The following is a 20,114-nucleotide window of genomic DNA, read 5'->3' as shown; positions in this document are numbered from 1 at the left end:
CGCCATGCCGCGAGCAGGCTGAGGTCCTTTTGCCACCTGCATTCGGTCAGGCCGGCAGCATCGGCGCCGTGCAGCTGATCGATCCGGCTACACGGCGCAGATGGTATCGGACAGCCCGAGCGCGTTGACAACCGTGAGCCCAGCGGTGCCGGCGTCTCGAACCGTTCGAGGATTTCGACGCGGTGACCGCGCGTGCCAGGAAAAGGGCCGCGGCAAGACCTGCCGGTCCGGCGCCCGGCACGCCAATATCGAACTGTTTCATCAATGCCTATCCGGATATCGTCCCCATCGACGTCTGTAGCAGCCTGCGCCACGAACCGTCCGGCACGGCTGCGCAGTCACATCGTCATGCGGCTGCGTCATATTCCGCTCGCGCCGCCCGGATCGCGTCGTGATGCGCCGTCGACCAGTCGACCAGTCCCTTGACGAGCACGAGGAAGGACTGTCCAAGCGGCGTCAGCCGGTATTCGACGCTCGGCGGCTGGGTCGGAAAGACCTCGCGGCCGATATAGCCGTCGCGCTGCAGGTCGCGCAATGTTTGGGTCAGCATGCGCTGGGAGATATCCGGGATCAGCCTCCGCAACGCCGAAAAGCGCATCGGTCCGTCGGCCAGCGCCAGGATCATCAGCGTGTTCCATTTACCGCCGATATTGTCGATGACGTCGCGGACGGGGCATTCCTCGCGGGAAAATGCCATGCCCATGACGACGATCACCCGCTCGCCTTGCGTCTTGCCGGCTACTTTGTTCATGGGCTGGTTCCCTTCACGTAACCACCGAATAAAAAACTGCCTCCTTTACATCCGCCTGGCGATAACGAAATAAGAGAAGGTCTCATTTTGGAACCATATCTCAAACGGGATGTTTCGGCAACAAACCGGGCGCCGTTTGACAAACAAAGGAAGCATCATGTCCGAAACCCTTCTCGTCACCGGCGCCGCCGGTCAACTCGGCCGCCTCGTCCTCGATGAACTGCTCGCCTCCGGCAAGGTCTCGCCGGCCAACGTCATCGCCACCAGCCGCGATGCCGCCAAGCTCGCCGATTATGCCGCCAAGGGCGTCCAGACCCGTTCGGCGAATTTCGACGATGCTGCCTCGCTGGAAGCGGCATTCAAGGGCGCCGACCGCATCCTGATCATCTCCACCGACGCACTGGACGAAGCCGGCAAGCGCCTGCGCCAGCACCAGGCGGCCGTTGCCGCCGCGCAAAAGGCCGGCGCCAAGCATATTCTCTACACCTCGATGCCGAACCCGGAGACCTCGGTCATCCCCTTCGCGGCCGACCATCTCGGCACCGAAAACGCGATCAAGGCAACCGGCATTCCCTACACGATCCTGCGCAATGGCTGGTACATGGAAAACCTGTTCCTGGCGCTGCCGCACGCGATCGCCGAGGGCAAGTGGTACAGTGCATCCGGTGAGGGCCAGATCGCCCATATCGCACGCAAGGACATCGCCAAGGCAACGGCCGCCGCCCTCGCCTCCGGCGCGACCGGAAGCGCGACCTACACGCTGACCGGCGAGACCAAGTACACCGTGAACGAAATCGGCGCCATCGTCTCGAAGGTCGCTGGCAAGCCGCTTGACGTCGTGCATGTCAGCGACGAGCAGCTTGCAGGCGGGCTGAAGGCCGCGGGCCTCCCCGATTTCCTCATCCCCATCATCGTCTCCTTCGATACCAACACACGCGAAGGCCACATCGATCTGGTCACCGCGGATGCCGGCAAGTTCTCCGGCGAGAAGCTGACGACGCTCGAAAGCTTCCTGAGCGCCAGCAAGTCAGTCCTGCTCAGCTAAGAAAGAAAAGGGGCTCCGGTCACACGGAGCCCCTTTTTTGGGGGGAAATGGAACTGTCTCAGATGTCCTGCCCGCAAGCGCGGCAGAAGCGGCGGACGGTTTCCGCCATACCATATTGCAGCGCATCCGCGGTCAAGCCGTGGCCGATCGAAACTTCGGCGAGGTTGGAAATCCGCGCCGCCAGCGCCGGCAGGTTGGCGACCGTCAGGTCGTGACCGGCATTGACCCCGAGCCCAAGCCCGACTGCAACATCGGCCGTGCGCCCCAGCTCCTCCAGAAGCACGGCACCCCGCTCTGGATCGTCGTAGCAGCCGCCATAGGGGCCGGTGTAAAGCTCGATCCGGTCGGCGCCAGTCTCCTTGGCGATCGTCAGCGCCTCGATGTCCGGATCGCCATCGGCAAACAGCGACACGCGAAAACCCTTTTTCTTCAAGCGCCCGACGACATTGCCAAGCAGATTGTGGCTCTTGCGAAAGTCCCAGCCATGGTCCGAGGTCGCCTGCACCGGATCGTCCGGCACCAGCGTCACCTGCTCGGGTTGGTGGCGCTCGACAAGCTCCAGGAACTCTTCGTTCGGAAACCCTTCCATGTTGAATTCTGCCTGCGGGTAAAGATCGTCGATCAGGGCGCGGATCGGGGCGAGATCGGAGAAACGGATATGCCGCTGGTCCGGTCGTGGGTGCACCGTCAGGCCGCTGGCGCCCGCCTCGAGCGCAATTTGCCCCAGCCCCGTCACTGATGGCCAGGGAAGATCGCGCCGGTTGCGAAGCATGGCGATCGCGTTCAGGTTTACCGAGAGTTTCGCAGGCATTTCAGCACTTTCGATGGGAATGGCGTCATGGTGGGTCTTTTCTAGCGGTTCCTTGTTCGGCTCGCAACAAACAGGCAATCGCGAAAGTGTACCCGTCACAATAAACGCAAGCCTGCCTCGCCGGACTATTTCATATGAAACTCAAGTTTCATGATTGCAGCACCTGACAAACCGGGAAAAGTCCGGTTAAATGCAGACTCAAGTACAAGCCATATGCTCCCGGTCGGCGAGCAGCTGTGCTGAAAATTCCACGGAAAGACCCAAACCGAAACCAATGAGCCTTCGTTTTTGCCGCGACATCACCGAATCGACTATCGCTCCTGACAATGGAGTGCCGATATTTGCGCGTTTTTCACGGAGAACGCGTTGATGGACGAGCGCGAAAGGCCCAACGATCATGCCATCCTCGATGCGCTGGACAGTATTCTGTCGAGCGCTCTGTTTTCGCGCTCCGAGCGGCTGCGCGCCTTCCTGAAATATGTCGTCGAAAGGGAAATCGAGGGCAATGGCCACCAGTTGAAAGGCTATGCGATCGGCATCGATGTCTTCGACCGGCCGCAGGCCTTCAATGCCGATAGCGACCCGCTTGTGCGCGTCCACGCCGGCAAGCTGAGGAAATTGCTTACGGCCTATTATGCCGGCGAAGGCGCTGGCGACGAGTGGCGCATCGATATCCCCAAGGGCACCTACGTGCCTGAGTATCTGCGCCAGCGTGTAGCACCGTCCGCGCAGACGGCAACGCAACGCCTGCCGGTACAGCCGCGCCTCGCCGCGTCCCGCCGGGTACCCTGGCTGCCGGCTCCGCTGTCCTCGCCGCTGGCTCTGCTTTCCGTCCTGCCGCTCCTGATTTTCGTGCCCTTGTCCTCGCCCGCCTTGAGCGTAAATATCCCGGCACAGTCGCGTTTGCACGGCGCGCTCCTGGAGCGCAAATTTGCCAGCGATCTGCCGAAGATAACAGTGCGGTCGCAATGGCCGCGTACGAGCAGCGCGGCGCGCTTTGCCGATGCGTTTCGCACCGCCGCGTCCCACTACCGGACGATGACTGCCGTGCCCGGCACGGTGCTCTGGCAGCGGCCGCAATCGCCGGCAACCGACCGGCTGGGGTTCACGATTTCCATCACCCAGCAGACGTCGCCGGCCGGTTTGCGGGTGCTGGTCACCCACGACGCGACCTCCGAAACGGTCCACAAAGGGTTTCTCGACGAGGCACATGTGGCCGGTGACGCGGACATTCTTTACGAAAGCCTTGCCCTTGCGGCAAAGACCTTGGCCGCCGACGGCCACATCTTCCGCTATGCGAACAGTGCTGCAATCGACAGCCCGCTGATGAAATGCATGGCGCTGACGGACACCTACCGGCATCTGCAGACGCGCCAATCCTTTCACGAGGCCAAAGCCTGCCAGGAGAAGCTGTCGGCCGAGCATCGCCGGAAGCTGGAATTCGTCATCAGCGCGGGCGCCCTGCCCTCGACGCTCATTCGCTAGACTGATAGCGGGTTAGCCAAGGGCGAACTGCGAGACGTTGCCAGTAATATTGCATGCATCCGAGACGCGCGGATTCGATCAAAAACCCCAGATTTCATCCCTAATGTTACGGGCTATCCATTTTCCCGTACCGCGTGTATTCTGGCGGGGCAAGCGGATAAAGGCCTGGTCGCTCATCAGCAGGCACAGTGGTCGCGAGTATCCATCCCCGGGCGGGTGGTGTGCATGACATGGAGGGCACAGAGGGAGGCAACTGCCGCGTCGTTTCGATGCCAACGGGCAGATTGCAATCTCCAGGAATTTCTGCCGTGCATGACCAGCGAGGGGCGATTTCACACGATGCCAGAACAGTCGAAGACCATCCATTCTGCACCGGCCAGCCGAACGGGTGCCGGTTTCCTGCCGCATCTGCCTTTGCCGGGAGCGATTCCCGACAACCACCTCGCCATCGCCGACATGGCGGACGCCTTCGGCGTCACGCACCGTACCTTGCATTTCTACGAGGAGAAAGGACTGCTGACGGCCGATCGAATGGGGCCGATGCGGGTCTACGGTCCGCACGACATCCGGCGGATGACCGTCATCAACGCCTGTCGCGAGATCGACATGCCGATCGCCGAAATTCAGGACCTGATGCAGGCGCTGACGGCTTGCGAAAGCCGGGATGACGCCGCGCAGATATTCGAAAATGCGCTCAATGCCCGTAAGCGGGAACTGGCAGCGCAGCAATCGATCCTGCGGCGCCAGATGCAGCGGGTCAGCGAACTCCTGGAATCGGCTGCGGACGGCGATGGCGGCGAACATGCCGCCGTGATGCCGATCCATCTGTCCCCGATCGAAGCGAAGTGCCTTGCCTTCATGGCCGAAGGTTATCCGGCAAACCGGATCGCTGGCCTGATGGACATGGACCTGACCGCCGTGCTGACGCTCGAATCCGACATCATCCGCAAATTCAACGTCAATCATCGCTTTCAGGCGGTCGCCAAGGCGGTGCTGATGGGCCTGGTTTCCGCCGAGTGAACCGTCAGCGCACGATCGTCAGGGTTTCGGCAGCCCGCGTGATCGCCGTATAGAGCCATCGCTCGCGTGTATCGCGGAAGGCCCAGCTTTCGTCGAACAGCACGACGTCGTTCCATTGCGAGCCTTGAGCCTTGTGCACGGTCAGCGCATAGCCGTAGTCGAATTCATCGTAGCGCTTGCGCGTCGACCACGGAATTTCTCCCTCGACATCCTCGAACGCGGTTTTCAAAAGCTTGATCTTGGCGGCGCCCCGGTCCATGTCGTCGTCTTCCGGGCGGATCATCAGGTTGATGCCGGGCTTCACCGTCTCCTTGGACGAGGTCATCACCTGCCAGAGCGACCCGTTGAGCAGCCCTTTGGCCGGGTCGTTGCGCAGGCAGACGAGCTTGTCGCCCGATTGCGGATAGTCGGTCGTAAATCCCTTCAGCTCCCGCAGGCGCATATTGTAGCGCCGCCGCGTCTTGTTGGTGCCGACCAGCACCTGATCGGCATCGAGCACCAGGTTCTGCGTCACCTCGTTCTTCGAAATCACCTTGGCCGTGGTGCCGTAGTCGCCATGCATGATCTCCTTGCCCTCGCGCACATGCATGGCAAGCTGAATGATCGGATTGTCGCGCGCCTGCCGATGAATATCCGTCAGCAGGTAATCCGGCTCCTCATTGGTGAAATAGCCGCCGCCGGACACGGGCGGCAGCTGGCCGGGATCGCCGAGCACCAGGATCGGCGTCCCAAAGCTCATCAGATCCTTGCCGAGTGCCTCGTCGACCATCGAGCACTCGTCGACGATGATCAGCGCCGCCTTGGCGACGGGCGACTGCCGGTTGATGGCAAACATCGGCGCGATCGAGGTCTTGCCGGTCTCCTCGTCGGAGACCTCCTCCTCGCCGCGCGGCCGGTAGATCAGCGAATGGATCGTCCTGGCGTTGGTCGCCCCCTTGGAGCGCAGCACCTGAGCGGCCTTGCCGGTGAAGGCGGCAAACAGCACATCGCCATCGACGTGCTCGGCGAAATGGCGCGCAAGCGTGGTCTTGCCCGTTCCGGCATAGCCGAACAGCCGGAAGAGCGGCGAACGCCCTTCCTTCAGCCAGCGCGAAACGGCCTTGAGGGCCTCATCCTGTTGCGGTGCGAATTCCATGTTTGTTCTATTGCCCGATTCGCACGAGCCTGTCGCCTTCCACGTCCTGCAGAACCCACGCCTCGCATTGGCCACATCGAAATCCGGCATACCGGCGGGATACGGCAAGAAACTGCCACACCGCCCCTTATATCGCCGGGATACCGCTCGTGATAATACCACCTCAGAACCGCCTCGCCTCCCAAGCGCTGACTTTTCTGGATTCCGAAAGTGCCGATGTGAGACCTGATCCTGCCGAAGACCCGTTTGCCCCCGTAACGTCGGGGATCGGCCGCTGGAACGCCGCATTGCAATGGGGTCTGCTGCTCATCCTCTCGGCCATTCTTGCCGGCTGCCTCGAGCTTGCCGGCATTCCGGCCGCCCTCCTGATGGGCCCCATGGTGGCCGGCGCCGTCGTCGGGATGAACGGCGGCTCGATCCGCCTGCCGCGCCCGGCGCTTCTTTGCGGCCAGGCGCTCATCGGCACGATGATCGCCAAGACCATGAGCCCCGGCATTCTGGTGACCTTCTTCGCCAACTTGCCGCTGTTTCTCGCCATCGTCGCCGCCGTCATCGCGATGAGCACGCTGAGCGGCTTCGTGATGAGCCGGCTGAAGATTCTGCCGGGCACGACGGCGATCTGGGGCTCCTCGGCGGGTGCGGCAACATCGATGCTGGTCATGGCCGATGCCTATGGCGCCGACATCCGGCTCGTCGCCTTCATGCAATATCTGCGCGTCGTCTTTGTCGCCGCCGCGGCCTCGCTTGTTGCGCGCTACTGGGCGGAGGTCGACGGGGCGGGACCGGCGTTCATCTGGTTCGGGCCGATCCATCTGAGACCCTTCCTCGAAACCGCAGCCGTTGCGATCGTCGGCGGTTTTTTCGGCAAATGGCTGCGCATACCGGCCGGCGTCTTCCTCCTGCCCTTCCTGCTCGGCTCCGTGCTCAGCGTCACAGGCATGCTGACGATCGAAATTCCCGAATGGCTGCTTGCGATCAGCTATGCCATGCTCGGCTGGAACATCGGCCTTGGCTTTACCCGCCCGATCCTTGCCCATGCCCGCAGGGCGCTGCTGCCGACGATCGTCTCCATCCTCGTGCTGATGAGCTTTTCGGGCCTGCTCGCCTTCATCCTTGTCAAAGCAGTCGGCATCGATCCTTTGACCGCCTATCTTGCCACCAGCCCCGGCGGCATGGATTCGATCGCCATCATCGCCGCTTCCAGCAAGGTCGACGTGCCCTTCGTCATGGCTTTGCAGACGGCGCGGTTGCTGCTCGTCATGGCCGTCGGCCCCTCACTCGCACGGTTTGTCGCCTCGAAGGCCGCACCGCCGCGATAAGTTTTTTAAAAGCGGTGGGAATAAGAAGAGCTCCGGATGTGTCTTACGTTCGAACCGGCTGAAAAAAGGCGGTTCGTTCGGTAATATTTCAGAGAGGACATATCCAATGAGATTTCTGCCGCTCGTTACAGCCTTTTCCTTCGTTGCGGCCACCTCCGCTTTTGCCGCTCCGCCGGTCCAGGCCGTCGAAACCGACAAGGGAAAGGTCATCGCCGCGGAAAACGGCATGACGCTCTACACCTACAAGAAGGATGAAAAGGGCGAATCCTATTGCTATGATAAATGTGCCACCAACTGGCCACCTTATCTCGCTGAAGCATCCGCAGCGGCCGAAGGCGACTATACGCTGATCGAACGCAAGGATGGCAAGAAGCAATGGGCGCTCAAGGGCATGCCGCTCTACTTCTGGATCAAGGACACGAAAAAGGGCGACGCCACCGGTGACGGCGTAGGAAAGGTCTGGGATGTCGCACGCCCCTGATGAGGCTTCTCGCGCGAAGGGGGGTATCCCCCCTTCCGCAGACACGTTTGAAAATCAGGTCCTTTCGCTGGTGCCGTCTCTGCGCCGCTATTCCCGCAGCCTTGCCAAATCCGATAGTGACGGCGAAGACCTGTTGCAGGATTGCGTCGAAAAAGTTCTCGTCCGCCGCAGCCAGTGGCGCGGCATCAACCTTCGCGCCTGGGCGTTTACGATCATGACCAATCTCTATCGCGACCGTCACCGCCGCCTCAATCAGCGTCCATCCGTTGAACTCGACGATGCGCTTGGCCTGACGGCGGAGGACGTATCGGGTGATCCGCTCGAAAAAACGCGGCTGCAGCAGGCGCTGAACGCGCTGACGCCGGACTATCGCGCCGTCCTGATGCTCGTGGTCGTCGAAGGCTATGCCTATCAGGATGTCGCCGACATGCTGTCGATCCCGATCGGCACCGTCATGTCGCGCCTGTCACGGTCACGCCGGCAGATGGCCGCGCGCCTTGCTGAGGACAATATTGTTACGCTGCGGAGACCGAAATGACAGACGAACACACCCCGGTCACCGAAGCCGACCTGCATGCCTTCGTCGATGGACGTCTCGACGATGACCGCCGGAGTCAGGTCGAACTCTGGCTGAAAGACCATCCGGACGAAGCCGCCGAGGTCCGGCAATGGCAGCAGCAAGCCGAGGATCTGAAGGTCGCGTTTTCGCACTATGCCCGTTTCAGCGAGAACGATCGCACGCTCCTGAATCCCGAGGCGCAGGGCCCCTTCTGGCGCAGAGCTGGCCTGCTTGCCGCATCGCTGCTGCTCTTACTGTCCGGTGCAGGTGCGGGCATTTATGCCGACAGATTCTACGCGGGAAGCCCGCCGGTCGAAACCGCCTCGGCACTCGAAAGTCTGCCCGGCCAATCGAAAACGGCCTTTCTTGTCTATGCCAGCGAAAAACGTCACCCGGTCGAGGTTGGCGCCGATGACGAGGCCCATCTGATCGCATGGCTTGGCAAGCGTCTCGACTACAAGCTCGTCGCGCCTGATCTCCGCTCAGAGGGTTTCTCGCTTGTGGGCGGCAGGCTCGTGCCCGTCAATGGCAGGGCCGGCGCAATGCTGATGTATCAGGATGCCGGCGGCCAACGGCTGACCGTTCTCCTCGGCAAGAACCCGGAAAGCAGGGAGACCAGCTTCCGATTCGAAACCTCGGGATCGATTGAGACCTTCTACTGGATCGACGGCGAGATCGGTTATGCGGTCACCGGCGAAGTCACCCGCGCAAAACTGCAAGCAATCGCCGAGGAATGCTACCGGCAGTTCGAAAGCTGACATATTCCGCGAGCCTGAGCGTCACCCTATATGACCGGAGCAGCCAGTCCCATCTGGCTTCAGCTTCTCACCGTCGTGGACGGGAGAAGGAACAGGCGCACACTCCGTTTTCCCTCTCCCCGCTGCGGGAGAGGTCAGGGGGAGGGGCAAACCAGCCAGGGCGTCTTTGATTTCATAATCCGCGCCCCGCGCCTCAGGTGGCCGGACCGTTTTCCAGCAGGATCGGCTGTCCGTGCGGCGTGGCTTCCGCCGCTCTTTGCCAGCGTCGGGTGAGATGATCGAGCTGCGCTTCGGAAGCGATCGACAGCTCCGTCACCAGGCGCGACAGAGCCGCAACCCAGCAATCGAAATAATCGCTGCCGTCCGCGCAACGGCCGGGCTTGTAAAGTTCCCGCGACAGCGCCTCGGCCCACTCGCTCCAGGAAAACACGCCCTTCTCATGCAGGCGCACGGTCATGGCGAAGGCTTCGGCCTGCCATGGCTCGGCAAAGACCGGATCGCCCTCCCGTGACTTCGGCAGTCCCGGCGAACCCGTCACAAGGTTTGAAGGGTCATGCGCGTTCAAGATAGCTCTCCCAGGCATCGATCGAAACCGTCAACGATGGATCGGCACCCTCGCCCCATATTTCGACGGCGTCGAAGACGACCGTATACACCCATTGCGGGTTTTCGCCCTTGCCGTGCGCATTGTCGTCGGGAAAGACGAACGAGCCCTGCACCGCCTCGACAATACCGGTCTTGGCGCGAGCATAACGCGGCAACCGCGTATGGGTTTCCGGATTGAAATTGCGGGTCCGCACCCGTTGACCCACGGCAAAGACCGGAGCCTCGGCCACGCGCCGGTCGCAGGGACTACCCTTTGCCAGCACGCCGGGCACCATATCGGCCGTCAGGATGCGCTTCGGCGCCCTGCCCTTTTCCAGCATGCGGCCCTCGGCTAGTTCCGCGGCGGAGACGAACCCATGCCGTTTTAGCAGCGTTTCCAGTGCCCGTATCCAGATTTCGTAGTAGCTGGCGGCAAGATAGGTCGCGGGCGGCAGGCTTTCGCGGACATGCCGGCTTTCATCGATCGTCCAGGCGCCGAAGGCGCCGCAGGAAAGCGTCAGCCCGAGCGCGCGTTTTTCCCATTCGGCATGGAAATAGGGCTCGTCCTTTTCCGGCGCGACCGGACCCATTCCGTGCTGGCCGCCAAGATCCTGCGCGCCGTTCATGGCCGTTCTCCGCCCGGTTTCGCCAGCCCCGTGCCGATCATCGAATCGCGTGTCACCAGATCGGCGAGCGCCTCCTGGTCGAGCCCCTCCGATCCCACCGGCCGCTCCGGAATGACGATATAGCGCAGCTCCGCCGTCGAATCCCAGACTCGGATTTTCTTGGTATCAGGCAGCGTTAGCCCGAATTCCTCAAGCACGCCACGCGGATCGATCACCGCGCGTGAACGGTAAGGCGGCGCCTTGTACCAGACCGGCGGCAGCCCAAGCACCGCCCAGGGGTAACAGGAGCACAGCGTGCAGACGACGAGATTGTGCGTCTCCGGCGTGTTGAACACCGCCCGCATGTGCTCTCCCTGCCGCCCGGTGTAACCAAGGCTGGCGATCGCCGCCGTTGCGTCGCGGGCCAGCCAATCGGCAAAATCCGGCTCGCTCCAGGCCTTGGCAACGACACGGGCACCGTTGCGCGGACCGACCTTCGTTTCGTAGGTCTCCACGATCGCGTCGATAGCCGCCGGGTCGATCAGCCCCTTCTGCGTCAGCACCGTCTCCAGCGCTTTCACCCGCGCCCGCATATCGGAAAAATGGTTGTCGTGATGATCGTCGTCGTGATTGTCGTGGGAGTGAGAGGTCATGGTTTTGATTCCGCTACCCTGTTCATTTCAGCATCGGCCAAAGGCTAACGACGAGCAAGACCGCCATGGTGATATTGAACCATTTCAGCCGAACCGGATCGGACAGCCATTGCCGCAATGCCGAGCCGAAACCGGCCCATGTCGAGACGCTTGGCACGTTGACGATTGCGAAGATGACGCCAACCACCGCGACACTGAAGAGATAGCTCTGCTCGTTGGTGTAGGTCGCCATCGCCGTCACCGCCATCACCCAGGCCTTCGGATTGACCCACTGGAAGGCGGCCGCGTGCAGGAAGGTCATCGGCACGGCGCCGGTTTTCCCTTCGGACAAGGTTCGCGACGTACCGATCTTCCAGGCGATCCAGACGAGATAGGCGCCGCCCGCGAGCTTCAGCGCGGTATAAAGGAGCGGCACGGAATGCAGCAGTGCGCCAAGCCCAAGCCCGACGGCAACGAGCAGTGACAGGAATCCTGCGCCGATGCCGAACATATGCGGGATGGTGCGGGCAAAGCCGAAATTCACCCCAGATGCGAACAGCATCATGTTGTTCGGCCCCGGCGTGATCGATGTCGTGAAGGCAAAGAGAAACAACGCGACAAGTGTGTCGGCCTGCATGGAATCCTCCCGAAATTTTAGGTCAATCTAGCTGACCTATCAGGAAGGACCACCCGAAACTTGTCACGGTGACAAGAAGCAGGAGCTATCGGGCGTCATCGTTTTTGACACACGGTCTTTGCGCCGCAACGATACGCCTTAAATGAGACATCGACCGTTCATACGACTGGGCCAGCCTGCAAGTCAAAGAGGATTCAGATGCGCGACGCCATTCCGACCACCACCTTTCCCAACGGCCGGACTGTTCCCGTCATCGGCCAGGGCACCTGGCACATGGGCGAGCGCAAGGCGAGCGCCGCCGAAGAAGCCAGGACCCTGCGACATGGGCTCGACCTCGGCATGGTGCTGATCGACACGGCGGAAATGTATGCGGAGGGCGGCGCCGAACGGGTCGTTGCCGAGGCAATCAGGGGCCGGCGCAGCGACGCCTTCATCGTCAGCAAGGTCCTGCCCACCAATGCCAGCCGCGACGGTACCGTCAAAGCCTGCGAGGCGAGCCTGAAAAGGCTCGGCACCGATCATATCGACCTCTATCTGCTGCATTGGCGCGGCCGCTACCCACTTTCAGAAACCGTGGAAGCCTTCGAGGCGCTGCGGCAGGCCGGCAAGATCAGCGCCTGGGGCGTCTCCAATTTCGATTCCGACGACATGGAGGAACTGTTCGCCGTGCCGGGCGGCGGCAACGTCGCGACCAATCAGGTGCTCTACAATCTTAACCGCCGCGGCATCGAATATGATCTTCTGAAGGACAGCCAGGCTCGCGGCATGCCGGTCATGGCCTATTCGCCGCTCGACGAGGGCCGGCTCCTGCGCCATCCGGACCTCATTCATATCGCCAAGGCCCATCAGGCAACCGTCGCCCAGATCGCCCTTGCCTTCCTGATCAGAAATCCCGGCGTCATCGTCATCCCGAAGACCGGGATGCCGGAGCGGGTGCGCGAAAACCGGGCAGCCGTCGAGGTGCATCTGACCGTGGACGATCTTGCGACACTCGACCAGGTTTTCCCGCCACCGGCAGGAAAGATGCCGCTGGAGATGATCTAGACGAAATGCCGGCGCGCAAGGTCGCCGGCCTTCCGCATCGTCTTACATTCCCTGCGGACCGCGGTTCATCGCCGCGATGCCGGTGCGGCAGACCTCGATGACGCCGAGCGGTTTCATGATGGCGATGAACTGGTCGATCTTCGACGACTTGCCGGTGATTTCGAGGATGAAGTGCTCCAGCGTCGCGTCGATCACCTTGGCGTGGAAGGCGTCGGCCAGGCGCAACGTTTCCGCCCGGCTCTCGCCGTCGCCGCTAACCTTCACCAGCGCCACTTCGCGCTCGATCGGCCGGTCGTGGCCAAGCTCGGCGGCCCGAACGGTCAGGTCGACGACGCGGTGAACCGGCACGATGCGCTCCAGCTGTGCCTTGATCTGCTCCAGCACATGCGGCGTGCCGCGCGTGACGATCGTGATGCGAGACAGGTGCGTCTGGTGTTCTGTTTCCGAGACGGTCAGGCTCTCGATATTGTAGCCCCGGCCGGAAAACAGGCCGATGACGCGGGCGAGAACACCCGGCTCGTTGTCGACGAGGATCGAAAGCGTGTGGTTTTCCGCCTTCTCGGTTTCCTTGGCGATGAAATAGGCGGAGCCGGTCGGCTGAAGATGTGCGTTCATGATCTTGTCCTTTTCCTATTCATCAAACCAGCGCGCGGCCCTTGGCGTCGATCGCATTAGCGACCGCCTCGTCCGTGGCTTCGTCCGGCAGCAACATCTCGTTATGCGCCTTGCCCGAGGGGATCATCGGGAAGCAGTTGGCGAGATTGGCGACGCGGCAATCGAAGATCACCGGCGCGGGACTATCGATCATTTTCTGGATCGCCGCATCGAGTTCACCCGGTTTTTCGCAGCGGATGCCGACGCCGCCATAGGCTTCCGCCAGCTTGACGAAATCGGGCATGGCTTCTGTGTAGGAGTTGGACAGGCGGTTGCCGTGCAGCAGCTGCTGCCACTGGCGCACCATGCCCATATACTGGTTGTTCAGGATGAAGATCTTGACCGGCAGGTTATACTGCACGGCACAGGACATCTCCTGAATGCACATCTGGATCGAGGCGTCACCGGCAATGTCGATGACGAGGCTTTCCGGATGCGCGACCTGCACGCCGACTGCCGCCGGGAAGCCGTAACCCATCGTGCCGAGGCCGCCCGAGGTCATCCAGCGGTTCGGATGTTCGAAACCGTAGAACTGCGCCGCCCACATCTGATGCTGGCCGACTTCGGTCGTGATGTAGGTATCGCGGTGCTTGGTCAGTTCATACAGCCGCTGGACGGCGTATTGCGGCATGATGACGTCGTCGCTCGGCTTGTAAGCGAGCGAATTGCGTGCCCGCCAGCGGGCAATGCTGGCCCACCAGTCTTCGAGGCGGCCCTTGTCAGCATCCTTGGCAGTGGACGCGCGCCATAGGCGAACCATGTCCTCCAGAACGGAGCCGACATCGCCGAGGATCGGTACGTCGACACGGACATTCTTGTTGATCGAGGACGGGTCGATGTCGATATGGATCTTCTTCGAATTCGGCGAGAAGGCATTGAGACGGCCGGTGATGCGGTCGTCAAAACGGGCGCCGATGCAGACCATGACGTCGCAGTCATGCATCGCCATGTTGGCCTCGTAGGTGCCGTGCATGCCCAGCATGCCGAGCCAGCTCTTGCCCGAGGCCGGATAGGCGCCCAGTCCCATCAGCGTCGAGGTGATCGGGAAGCCAGTCAGCTCTACCAGTTCACGGAGCAGATGCGAGGCTTCAGGACCGGAATTGACGACGCCGCCGCCGGAATAAATGACCGGGCGACGGGCGCCCTTCATCAACTCGATCGCCTGCTCGATGCGGCGCATGTCGCCCTGCACCTTCGGCTGATAGCTGTGCTGTACCTTGACGGCCGATGGCGGCGTATAGGTGCCGGTGGCGAACTGGACGTCCTTGGGAATATCGACGACGACCGGGCCCGGGCGGCCGGACTGGGCGATGCGGAAGGCTTCGTGGATGACGCCGGCCAGTTCGTTGACGTCCTTGACCAGCCAGTTGTGCTTGGTGCAGGGCCGCGTGATACCAACGGTATCGCATTCCTGGAAGGCGTCCGAGCCGATCAGCGATGTCGGCACCTGGCCGGTCAGGCAGACAAGCGGGATACTGTCCATCAGCGCGTCCTGAAGCGGCGTGACGGCATTGGTCGCACCTGGACCGGACGTTACCAGCATGACGCCGACCTTGCCGGTCGAGCGGGCATAGCCTTCGGCCATGTGGCCAGCGCCCTGCTCATGGCGCACGAGGATGTGCTGGATATCGTCCTGCTGGAAGATCTCGTCATAGATCGGCAGGACGGCACCGCCTGGATAGCCGAAAATATGCTCCACGCCATTGTCCCTCAGCGCCTGAAGAACAATTTCCGCCCCAGTCATGCGATTATCCTGCATCTGGTTGCCATGCATCTGATTTTCTGTGCCGCTCATTGGCCTGTTTCCGTCCATGTTTCGCGATTTTGGCTGTGAGTATCGTGTTTGAAGGCATAAAAAAAGGCCCGGTGAGGGCCTCGTGTTTGCGCATGGGTGGCTATCGCCGGATGGTTACACCATCCTGCCCATGCGCCGTCCCACCACAAGAATAGCAACGATCTTTTTCATGGGGCGCAGTGATAACCAGAAATGCAGACCCCGTCAACGCCTTTCCCGAAAACAACCGGCACGGGTCCAAAACGGCACAAATTAGCCCAAGCCCAAGAAACAACTTATTAAATCCCGTCCGATAATGTAGCGAACTCGTGACCAGAGGTTTCGCATTGTTGAACAGTGACCTTCATTCGTCGATCAGTGCCGGAGAACAGGACCGGCGCGATGCTCTGACACGGGGCAATCGCTTCCTCGGTCGCGTTGTCGCGTGCAGCGGGTCGCGGGCAACGGTTGCTGCCATTGCCGAAAAGGGTGAGACCTCCCTGACCGAACTGTGGTCCGTCGGCAGGCTGATCTCGATAAGTGTCCTCAACAACCGCGTCGTCGCCCTCGTCTATTCGATGCAGACCGCCACCAATGAGTGGGGCGAGGAGCTCGACAACGTCTTCCGCATCGAAGTCGAACTGATGGGCGAAGTCCATATCGGCGCTTCCGGGCGCGAGGAATTTTCCGCCGGCATCAGTCAATATCCCCATCTCGGCGCCATCGCCCACCGCATCCGCTCCTCCGACCTTGCCCGCATCTATGACACGGGCAAAAACGATGTCTGCGTCATCGGCAAGCTCACCCAGGATGAAAGCCTCGATGCCGCCATCCATGTGCCCTCGATGCTGTCCAAGCATTTCGCTATCGTTGGCACCACCGGCGTCGGTAAGTCGACGGCCGTCAGCCTGCTGTTGCGCAAGGCGATCACGGCGGATCCGAAGCTGCGTGTGCTGATCCTCGATCCGCATAATGAATTCGCCGCCGCCTTTCCCGATATTGCCGTCGTCGTCGACACGGACAACCTCGATCTGCCCTTCTGGCTGATGAAGCTTGAGGAATTCGCAGAAGTGATCTTCCGCGGCCGGCCACCCGTTCCGGAAGAGCTCGATATCCTGCGCGACGTCATTCCGGAGGCAAAGAAGGCGTTCAAGGGCTCGGCGGAGAGCGGCCTTGCCCGCCGGACCAGCGAAAAAAGCTCGATCACTGCCGACACCCCGGTCCCCTACCGTATGGCCGACCTGCTGGCGTTGATCGATGAGCGCATCGGGCGGCTGGAAGGCCGCAGTGACAAACCACATCTGCGCTCGCTGAAGGTCAAGGTGATCGGTGCCATCAATGACCCGCGCTACAATTTCATGTTCTCGTCGAACACCATCACCGATACCATCCTCGAGACGATCGCCAAGATCTTCCGGATTCCGGGAGACGGCAGGCCGGTGACGACGTTCCAGTTGGCCGGCATCCCCTCGGAAGTCGTCAATTCCGTCGCATCGGTACTCTGCCGGATGGCGTTCGAAATCGGTCTCTGGAGCAATGGCGGCGTCCATATGCTGGTCGTCTGCGAAGAGGCCCACCGGTATGTCCCGGCCGATGCCAGCCTGGGCTTCGTTCCGACCCGTCAGGCAATCGCCCGCATCGCCAAGGAAGGCCGCAAATACGGCGTCTCGCTCGGCGTCGTCACGCAGCGCCCCGGCGAACTCGATCCGACCATCCTGTCGCAGTGCTCGACGGTCTTTGCCATGCGCCTTTCCAATGACCGGGACCAGGACATCATCCGCTCGGCCATCCCGAACTCGTCAATTTCCTCGACGAGCTTCATCTCCTCGATCGGCAACGGCGAAGCGATCGCCTTCGGCGAGGCGGTCGCCGTACCGATGCGCATGCGCTTTACCCGTGTTGAGGAAAAGAACCTGCCGAAAGCCCATGGCGCCGCCGTCAAGGCAACGGACGAAACCCCCGACACTGTCGATCTGCGTTCGGTGGTGGCACGGATGCGCGCCCTGAATGGCCCTGACATCTCAAGCTTCCAGCAGGCCTATTCGGCCAGCCTCGGGCTCGATGAGGATCTTGGAGGCCCGACCCAGCCCGTCACCGATAGCAACAAGCATCCAGGGTTGACTGCAGAGCCCCAGGACGAGCCGTCCACGCCAGCCATCGAACCATACAACCCCGCCATGCTGCCGCGCACGGAGCCGGTCAATCCACAACTTGAGCGCTTCAACCAGATCCGCAATCAATTGCTTTCGGAAGATCTTCCAGCTCAACCGAAACCGGAGCCTTACCAGGCGCCACCGCCGCGCGTCGCCCCAAGCTTTGCCCAGCCCGGATCGGACCTGCCCCGCCCATCTCTGCGCGAAAGCCTCCTGAAAAAACCGCTAAGCAGCATCATTCGCAAATAGATCATTCCCGGTTTGGCGGCTCCGTCGCGTGGAAGCGGTCTCAACAGCCAGCGTCCGGATCCCAGCGCAGCCAGGTCTCGTCCAGTTGATTGCGAAACCATGTCATCTGCCGCTTGGCATATTGGCGGGTGGCGGCGGAGGCAGTTTCGATCACTTCGGCCTTCGTCATCGTCCCGGCCAGCATGGCGGCAATCTGGGGCACACCGATCGCCTTCATCGCCGGCATTTCGGCCTTCAGATCAAGGGATAGCAAAGCCTCGACCTCCTCGACGGCACCACCATCCAGCATCTGGGCAAAGCGCCGGTTGATCCGCTGGCGCAGCACGTCACGCTCCGGCAGGACGACGATTTTCAGCGCTTTTTCCGGATCGATGGCGACCGGCCCCTGCTGCGCCTGGAAGACTCGGATGGACTGCCCGGTCGCTTCGAAGATTTCAAGCGCCCGGGCAATGCGCTGGCCGTCACCCGGCCGCAAGGTCTCGGCGGTTTGCGGGTCCTTTTGCGAGAGGATGGCGTGCAGCGCCTCGGCCCCCTCTGCCTGCAGCCGCTTGCGGACATCGTCGCGTATGACGGCCGGAACCGCAGGCATGTCCGACAGGCCGCCGGTCAGAGCCTTGAAATAGAGCCCGGTGCCGCCGACGAAAACAGGAATGCGCCCCTCGCCGCGTACGGCCTCCAAGGCCTTGACCGCATCGCGCAACCATTCGCCGGTGGAATAGTGCTGCGACGCCGGAACATGACCGTAGAGATGGTGCGGAATGCCCTGCATATCCTGTTCGAACGGCCGTGCCGTCAGCACGTGCAGTGTATCGTAAACCTGCATGCTGTCGGCATTGATGACCACGCCATTATGCCGCTTCGCCATTTCCACGGCGAAAGCGGACTTGCCGCTGGCGGTCGGCCCGGTTATCAGGATCGCGTCCTGTCCAATCTCAAGGTTTTTCATCATGGCCTTCGTTGCCACGCTTGTTGCCAATCCGTCAAATCCCGTTCTGACACCGGTACTCGCCGAAGAGGCAGCGGCCGCCGTCGACGCGTCGGGCCTCTACTGGCTCGCCGACGGTATCGCCTGCGACATCGCGCTGAAGGATGGCGCCAATCCCGATTGGCAGGAAGCGCTGCTGCGCGGCGTCGTCGGCGATGCGCCGGTCGACGTCATCGTCCAGCAGGCCGAGACACGCCGCAAGAAGCTTCTGATCGCCGACATGGATTCGACCATGATCGGCCAGGAATGCATCGACGAGCTTGCCGCCGAAGTCGGCCTCAAGGACAGGGTCGCCGCCATTACGGCGCGCGCCATGAACGGCGAGATCGCCTTCGAACCGGCGCTGATCGAGCGCGTCGCTCTGCTCAAGGGCCTGCCGGTCACCGTCATTGCCGATGTCATCGCCAGGCGCATCACGCTAACATCAGGCGGCAAGGAGCTCATCGCGACCATGAAGGCCAAGGGCTACTACACCGCCCTCGTCTCCGGCGGTTTCACCGTCTTCACCCGCCCGATCGCCGAAATCCTCGGATTCGACGAAAACCGCGCCAACATCCTCCTCGAAGAAGGCGGCTACCTGACCGGCACTGTTGCCGAGCCCATCCTCGGCAAGCAGGCCAAGGTCGATGCGCTCATTGATATCTCCACCCGGCTCGGCATTTCGACGGCTGACGCACTTGCCGTCGGCGATGGCGCCAACGACCTCGGCATGCTGCATCTCGCCGGATCGGGCGTTGCCCTGCATGCAAAGCCTGTCGTCTCCTCGCAGGTGAAAATCCGCATCGATCACGCCGACCTTACCGCCCTTCTCTATATCCAGGGCTACAGGAAAACGGATTTCATCCTTTGATCGTCCTCGAAACGGTGCGGCTGCGCATCCGCAACTGGCTGGAGACAGACCGGCCGCTCTTTGCCGAAATCAATGCCGATCCGAAGGTCATGGAGTTCTTTCCGCGCCGGCGCTCGCGCCAGGAATCCGACACTCTGATGGACGAAGTCCAGCGCCGGATCCGCGAGACCAGGCTCGGCTTTTTCGCACTGGCGCTCAGGGACACGGATGAGCCGATCGGATTTCTCGGGCTCGCCCGCACCGATCTTGAGCCGTTCCTGCCAGACGGCACGGTCGAAATCGGCTGGCGGCTGGCCGCTCGTTTCTGGCGCCAGGGCTACGTCACGGAGGCGTCGGAAGCGATGCTCAGGCATGGCTTCGAAAAGCACGGCCTTGCCGAAATCGTCTCCTTCGCGGTGGTAAACAACACGCGCTCGACGGCGGTGATGCAACGCATCGGCATGCGGCGAGACCCGGCGCGCGACTTCGAACATCCTCGGGTGCCGGACACGGCGCCGCAGCTCAAGCGACATGTGCTCTATGCCATCAGCCGAAACGAATGGCTGGCGCGCGGCCCGCCTTCAAACCTCCATTCGCGATAGA

The 20,114-nt window shown here is 61.8% G+C and carries 21 protein-coding genes; 11 read left to right on the top strand and 10 right to left on the bottom strand.

What is annotated here, in order from left to right:
- Nucleotides 1-346: 346 nt before the first annotated feature.
- On the bottom strand, nucleotides 347-751 hold the full coding sequence (locus ACSQ2Z_RS09185) for a winged helix-turn-helix transcriptional regulator (protein WP_436080918.1): 405 nt from the start codon (nucleotides 749-751) through the stop codon (nucleotides 347-349).
- 157 nt (nucleotides 752-908) lie between these two features.
- Between ACSQ2Z_RS09185 and ACSQ2Z_RS09180 the strand changes: the two genes are divergently transcribed.
- Nucleotides 909-1,796 carry an SDR family oxidoreductase gene (locus tag ACSQ2Z_RS09180; RefSeq protein WP_436080917.1) on the top strand — a complete coding sequence of 296 codons (888 nt, stop codon included), beginning with the start codon at nucleotides 909-911 and terminating at the stop codon, nucleotides 1,794-1,796.
- A 58-nt stretch (nucleotides 1,797-1,854) separates the two neighbouring features.
- Here the strand turns inward: ACSQ2Z_RS09180 and ACSQ2Z_RS09175 are convergent, their stop codons facing one another.
- Nucleotides 1,855-2,607, bottom strand: coding sequence for a pyridoxine 5'-phosphate synthase (locus tag ACSQ2Z_RS09175; RefSeq protein WP_436080916.1), 753 nt, complete (start codon nucleotides 2,605-2,607; stop codon nucleotides 1,855-1,857).
- A 369-nt stretch (nucleotides 2,608-2,976) separates the two neighbouring features.
- Here ACSQ2Z_RS09175 and ACSQ2Z_RS09170 point away from each other — a divergent pair, with 369 nt between their 5' ends.
- Together ACSQ2Z_RS09170 and ACSQ2Z_RS09165 are read left to right on the top strand one after the other, a co-directional pair.
- A complete protein-coding gene (locus ACSQ2Z_RS09170) occupies nucleotides 2,977-4,092 on the top strand; it encodes a hypothetical protein (RefSeq protein ID WP_436080915.1) in 1,116 nt (371 codons plus the stop codon).
- 312 nt (nucleotides 4,093-4,404) lie between these two features.
- Nucleotides 4,405-5,112 (top strand): MerR family transcriptional regulator, encoded by a 708-nt coding sequence (locus ACSQ2Z_RS09165; RefSeq protein ID WP_436080914.1) that lies wholly within the window; start codon nucleotides 4,405-4,407, stop codon nucleotides 5,110-5,112.
- Nucleotides 5,113-5,116: 4 nt separating this feature from the next.
- On the opposite strand, the gene ACSQ2Z_RS09160 is transcribed toward ACSQ2Z_RS09165, so the two are convergent.
- Nucleotides 5,117-6,247 carry an ATP-dependent DNA helicase gene (locus ACSQ2Z_RS09160; RefSeq protein ID WP_436080913.1) on the bottom strand — a complete coding sequence of 377 codons (1,131 nt, stop codon included), beginning with the start codon at nucleotides 6,245-6,247 and terminating at the stop codon, nucleotides 5,117-5,119.
- Between the two features lie 218 nt (nucleotides 6,248-6,465).
- On the opposite strand from ACSQ2Z_RS09160, the gene ACSQ2Z_RS09155 reads away from it, so the two are divergent.
- From ACSQ2Z_RS09155 to ACSQ2Z_RS09140, 4 genes are all read left to right on the top strand, one after another.
- Complete coding sequence (locus ACSQ2Z_RS09155; RefSeq protein ID WP_436083034.1) at nucleotides 6,466-7,566, top strand: AbrB family transcriptional regulator; 1,101 nt, start codon at nucleotides 6,466-6,468, stop codon at nucleotides 7,564-7,566.
- A gap of 106 nt (nucleotides 7,567-7,672) precedes the next feature.
- Nucleotides 7,673-8,047: a COG4315 family predicted lipoprotein gene (locus tag ACSQ2Z_RS09150; RefSeq protein ID WP_436080912.1), complete on the top strand. Its 375-nt coding sequence runs from the start codon at nucleotides 7,673-7,675 to the stop codon at nucleotides 8,045-8,047.
- Nucleotides 8,031-8,585 (top strand): RNA polymerase sigma factor, encoded by a 555-nt coding sequence (locus tag ACSQ2Z_RS09145; RefSeq protein ID WP_436080911.1) that lies wholly within the window; start codon nucleotides 8,031-8,033, stop codon nucleotides 8,583-8,585. Before ACSQ2Z_RS09150 ends, ACSQ2Z_RS09145 begins: the two co-directional genes overlap by 17 nt.
- Entirely contained in the window at nucleotides 8,582-9,364 is a 783-nt protein-coding gene (locus tag ACSQ2Z_RS09140) for an anti-sigma factor family protein (RefSeq protein WP_436080910.1), read from the top strand. The genes ACSQ2Z_RS09145 and ACSQ2Z_RS09140 overlap by 4 nt, the downstream gene beginning before the upstream one ends.
- Before the next feature lie 193 nt (nucleotides 9,365-9,557).
- On the opposite strand, the gene ACSQ2Z_RS09135 is transcribed toward ACSQ2Z_RS09140, so the two are convergent.
- The 4 genes from ACSQ2Z_RS09135 to ACSQ2Z_RS09120 are packed head-to-tail and all read right to left on the bottom strand — an operon-like array spanning nucleotide 9,558 to nucleotide 11,823.
- Entirely contained in the window at nucleotides 9,558-9,929 is a 372-nt protein-coding gene (locus tag ACSQ2Z_RS09135; protein WP_436080909.1) for a nitrile hydratase accessory protein, read from the bottom strand.
- Nucleotides 9,916-10,575 (bottom strand): nitrile hydratase subunit beta, encoded by a 660-nt coding sequence (gene nthB, locus ACSQ2Z_RS09130; protein ID WP_436080908.1) that lies wholly within the window; start codon nucleotides 10,573-10,575, stop codon nucleotides 9,916-9,918. The genes ACSQ2Z_RS09135 and nthB overlap by 14 nt, the downstream gene beginning before the upstream one ends.
- Nucleotides 10,572-11,207, bottom strand: coding sequence for a nitrile hydratase subunit alpha (nthA, locus tag ACSQ2Z_RS09125; protein ID WP_436080907.1), 636 nt, complete (start codon nucleotides 11,205-11,207; stop codon nucleotides 10,572-10,574). Before nthA ends, nthB begins: the two co-directional genes overlap by 4 nt.
- Nucleotides 11,208-11,229: 22 nt before the next feature.
- Nucleotides 11,230-11,823: a LysE family translocator gene (locus ACSQ2Z_RS09120; protein ID WP_436080906.1), complete on the bottom strand. Its 594-nt coding sequence runs from the start codon at nucleotides 11,821-11,823 to the stop codon at nucleotides 11,230-11,232.
- Nucleotides 11,824-12,021: 198 nt separating this feature from the next.
- Here ACSQ2Z_RS09120 and ACSQ2Z_RS09115 point away from each other — a divergent pair, with 198 nt between their 5' ends.
- Entirely contained in the window at nucleotides 12,022-12,867 is an 846-nt protein-coding gene (locus ACSQ2Z_RS09115; protein ID WP_436080905.1) for an aldo/keto reductase, read from the top strand.
- 42 nt (nucleotides 12,868-12,909) lie between these two features.
- On the opposite strand, the gene ilvN is transcribed toward ACSQ2Z_RS09115, so the two are convergent.
- Nucleotides 12,910-13,482, bottom strand: a complete 573-nt coding sequence (gene ilvN, locus ACSQ2Z_RS09110; protein ID WP_436080904.1) for an acetolactate synthase small subunit — start codon at nucleotides 13,480-13,482, stop codon at nucleotides 12,910-12,912.
- A gap of 22 nt (nucleotides 13,483-13,504) precedes the next feature.
- Nucleotides 13,505-15,316, bottom strand: coding sequence for an acetolactate synthase 3 large subunit (locus tag ACSQ2Z_RS09105; protein WP_436080903.1), 1,812 nt, complete (start codon nucleotides 15,314-15,316; stop codon nucleotides 13,505-13,507).
- Nucleotides 15,317-15,642: 326 nt separating this feature from the next.
- Here ACSQ2Z_RS09105 and ACSQ2Z_RS09100 point away from each other — a divergent pair, with 326 nt between their 5' ends.
- A complete protein-coding gene (locus ACSQ2Z_RS09100) occupies nucleotides 15,643-17,697 on the top strand; it encodes an ATP-binding protein (RefSeq protein ID WP_436083033.1) in 2,055 nt (684 codons plus the stop codon).
- A 40-nt stretch (nucleotides 17,698-17,737) separates the two neighbouring features.
- Here the strand turns inward: ACSQ2Z_RS09100 and miaA are convergent, their stop codons facing one another.
- Entirely contained in the window at nucleotides 17,738-18,646 is a 909-nt protein-coding gene (gene miaA / locus ACSQ2Z_RS09095) for a tRNA (adenosine(37)-N6)-dimethylallyltransferase MiaA (protein ID WP_436080902.1), read from the bottom strand.
- On the opposite strand from miaA, the gene serB reads away from it, so the two are divergent.
- Both serB and ACSQ2Z_RS09085 read left to right on the top strand, forming a co-directional pair.
- On the top strand, nucleotides 18,645-19,532 hold the full coding sequence (serB, locus tag ACSQ2Z_RS09090) for a phosphoserine phosphatase SerB (RefSeq protein ID WP_436080901.1): 888 nt from the start codon (nucleotides 18,645-18,647) through the stop codon (nucleotides 19,530-19,532). The genes miaA and serB overlap by 2 nt on opposite strands.
- Nucleotides 19,529-20,113, top strand: coding sequence for a GNAT family N-acetyltransferase (locus tag ACSQ2Z_RS09085; RefSeq protein WP_436080900.1), 585 nt, complete (start codon nucleotides 19,529-19,531; stop codon nucleotides 20,111-20,113). The genes serB and ACSQ2Z_RS09085 overlap by 4 nt, the downstream gene beginning before the upstream one ends.
- Nucleotide 20,114 lies beyond the last annotated feature (1 nt).

Origin of the sequence: Pararhizobium sp. LjRoot235 (assembly GCF_964254145.1) — a bacterium.
Lineage (GTDB): Bacteria > Pseudomonadota > Alphaproteobacteria > Rhizobiales > Rhizobiaceae > Pararhizobium.
The sequence above is the reverse complement of the archived record's forward strand: the minus strand, read 5'-3'. Positions and strand labels throughout refer to the sequence as shown.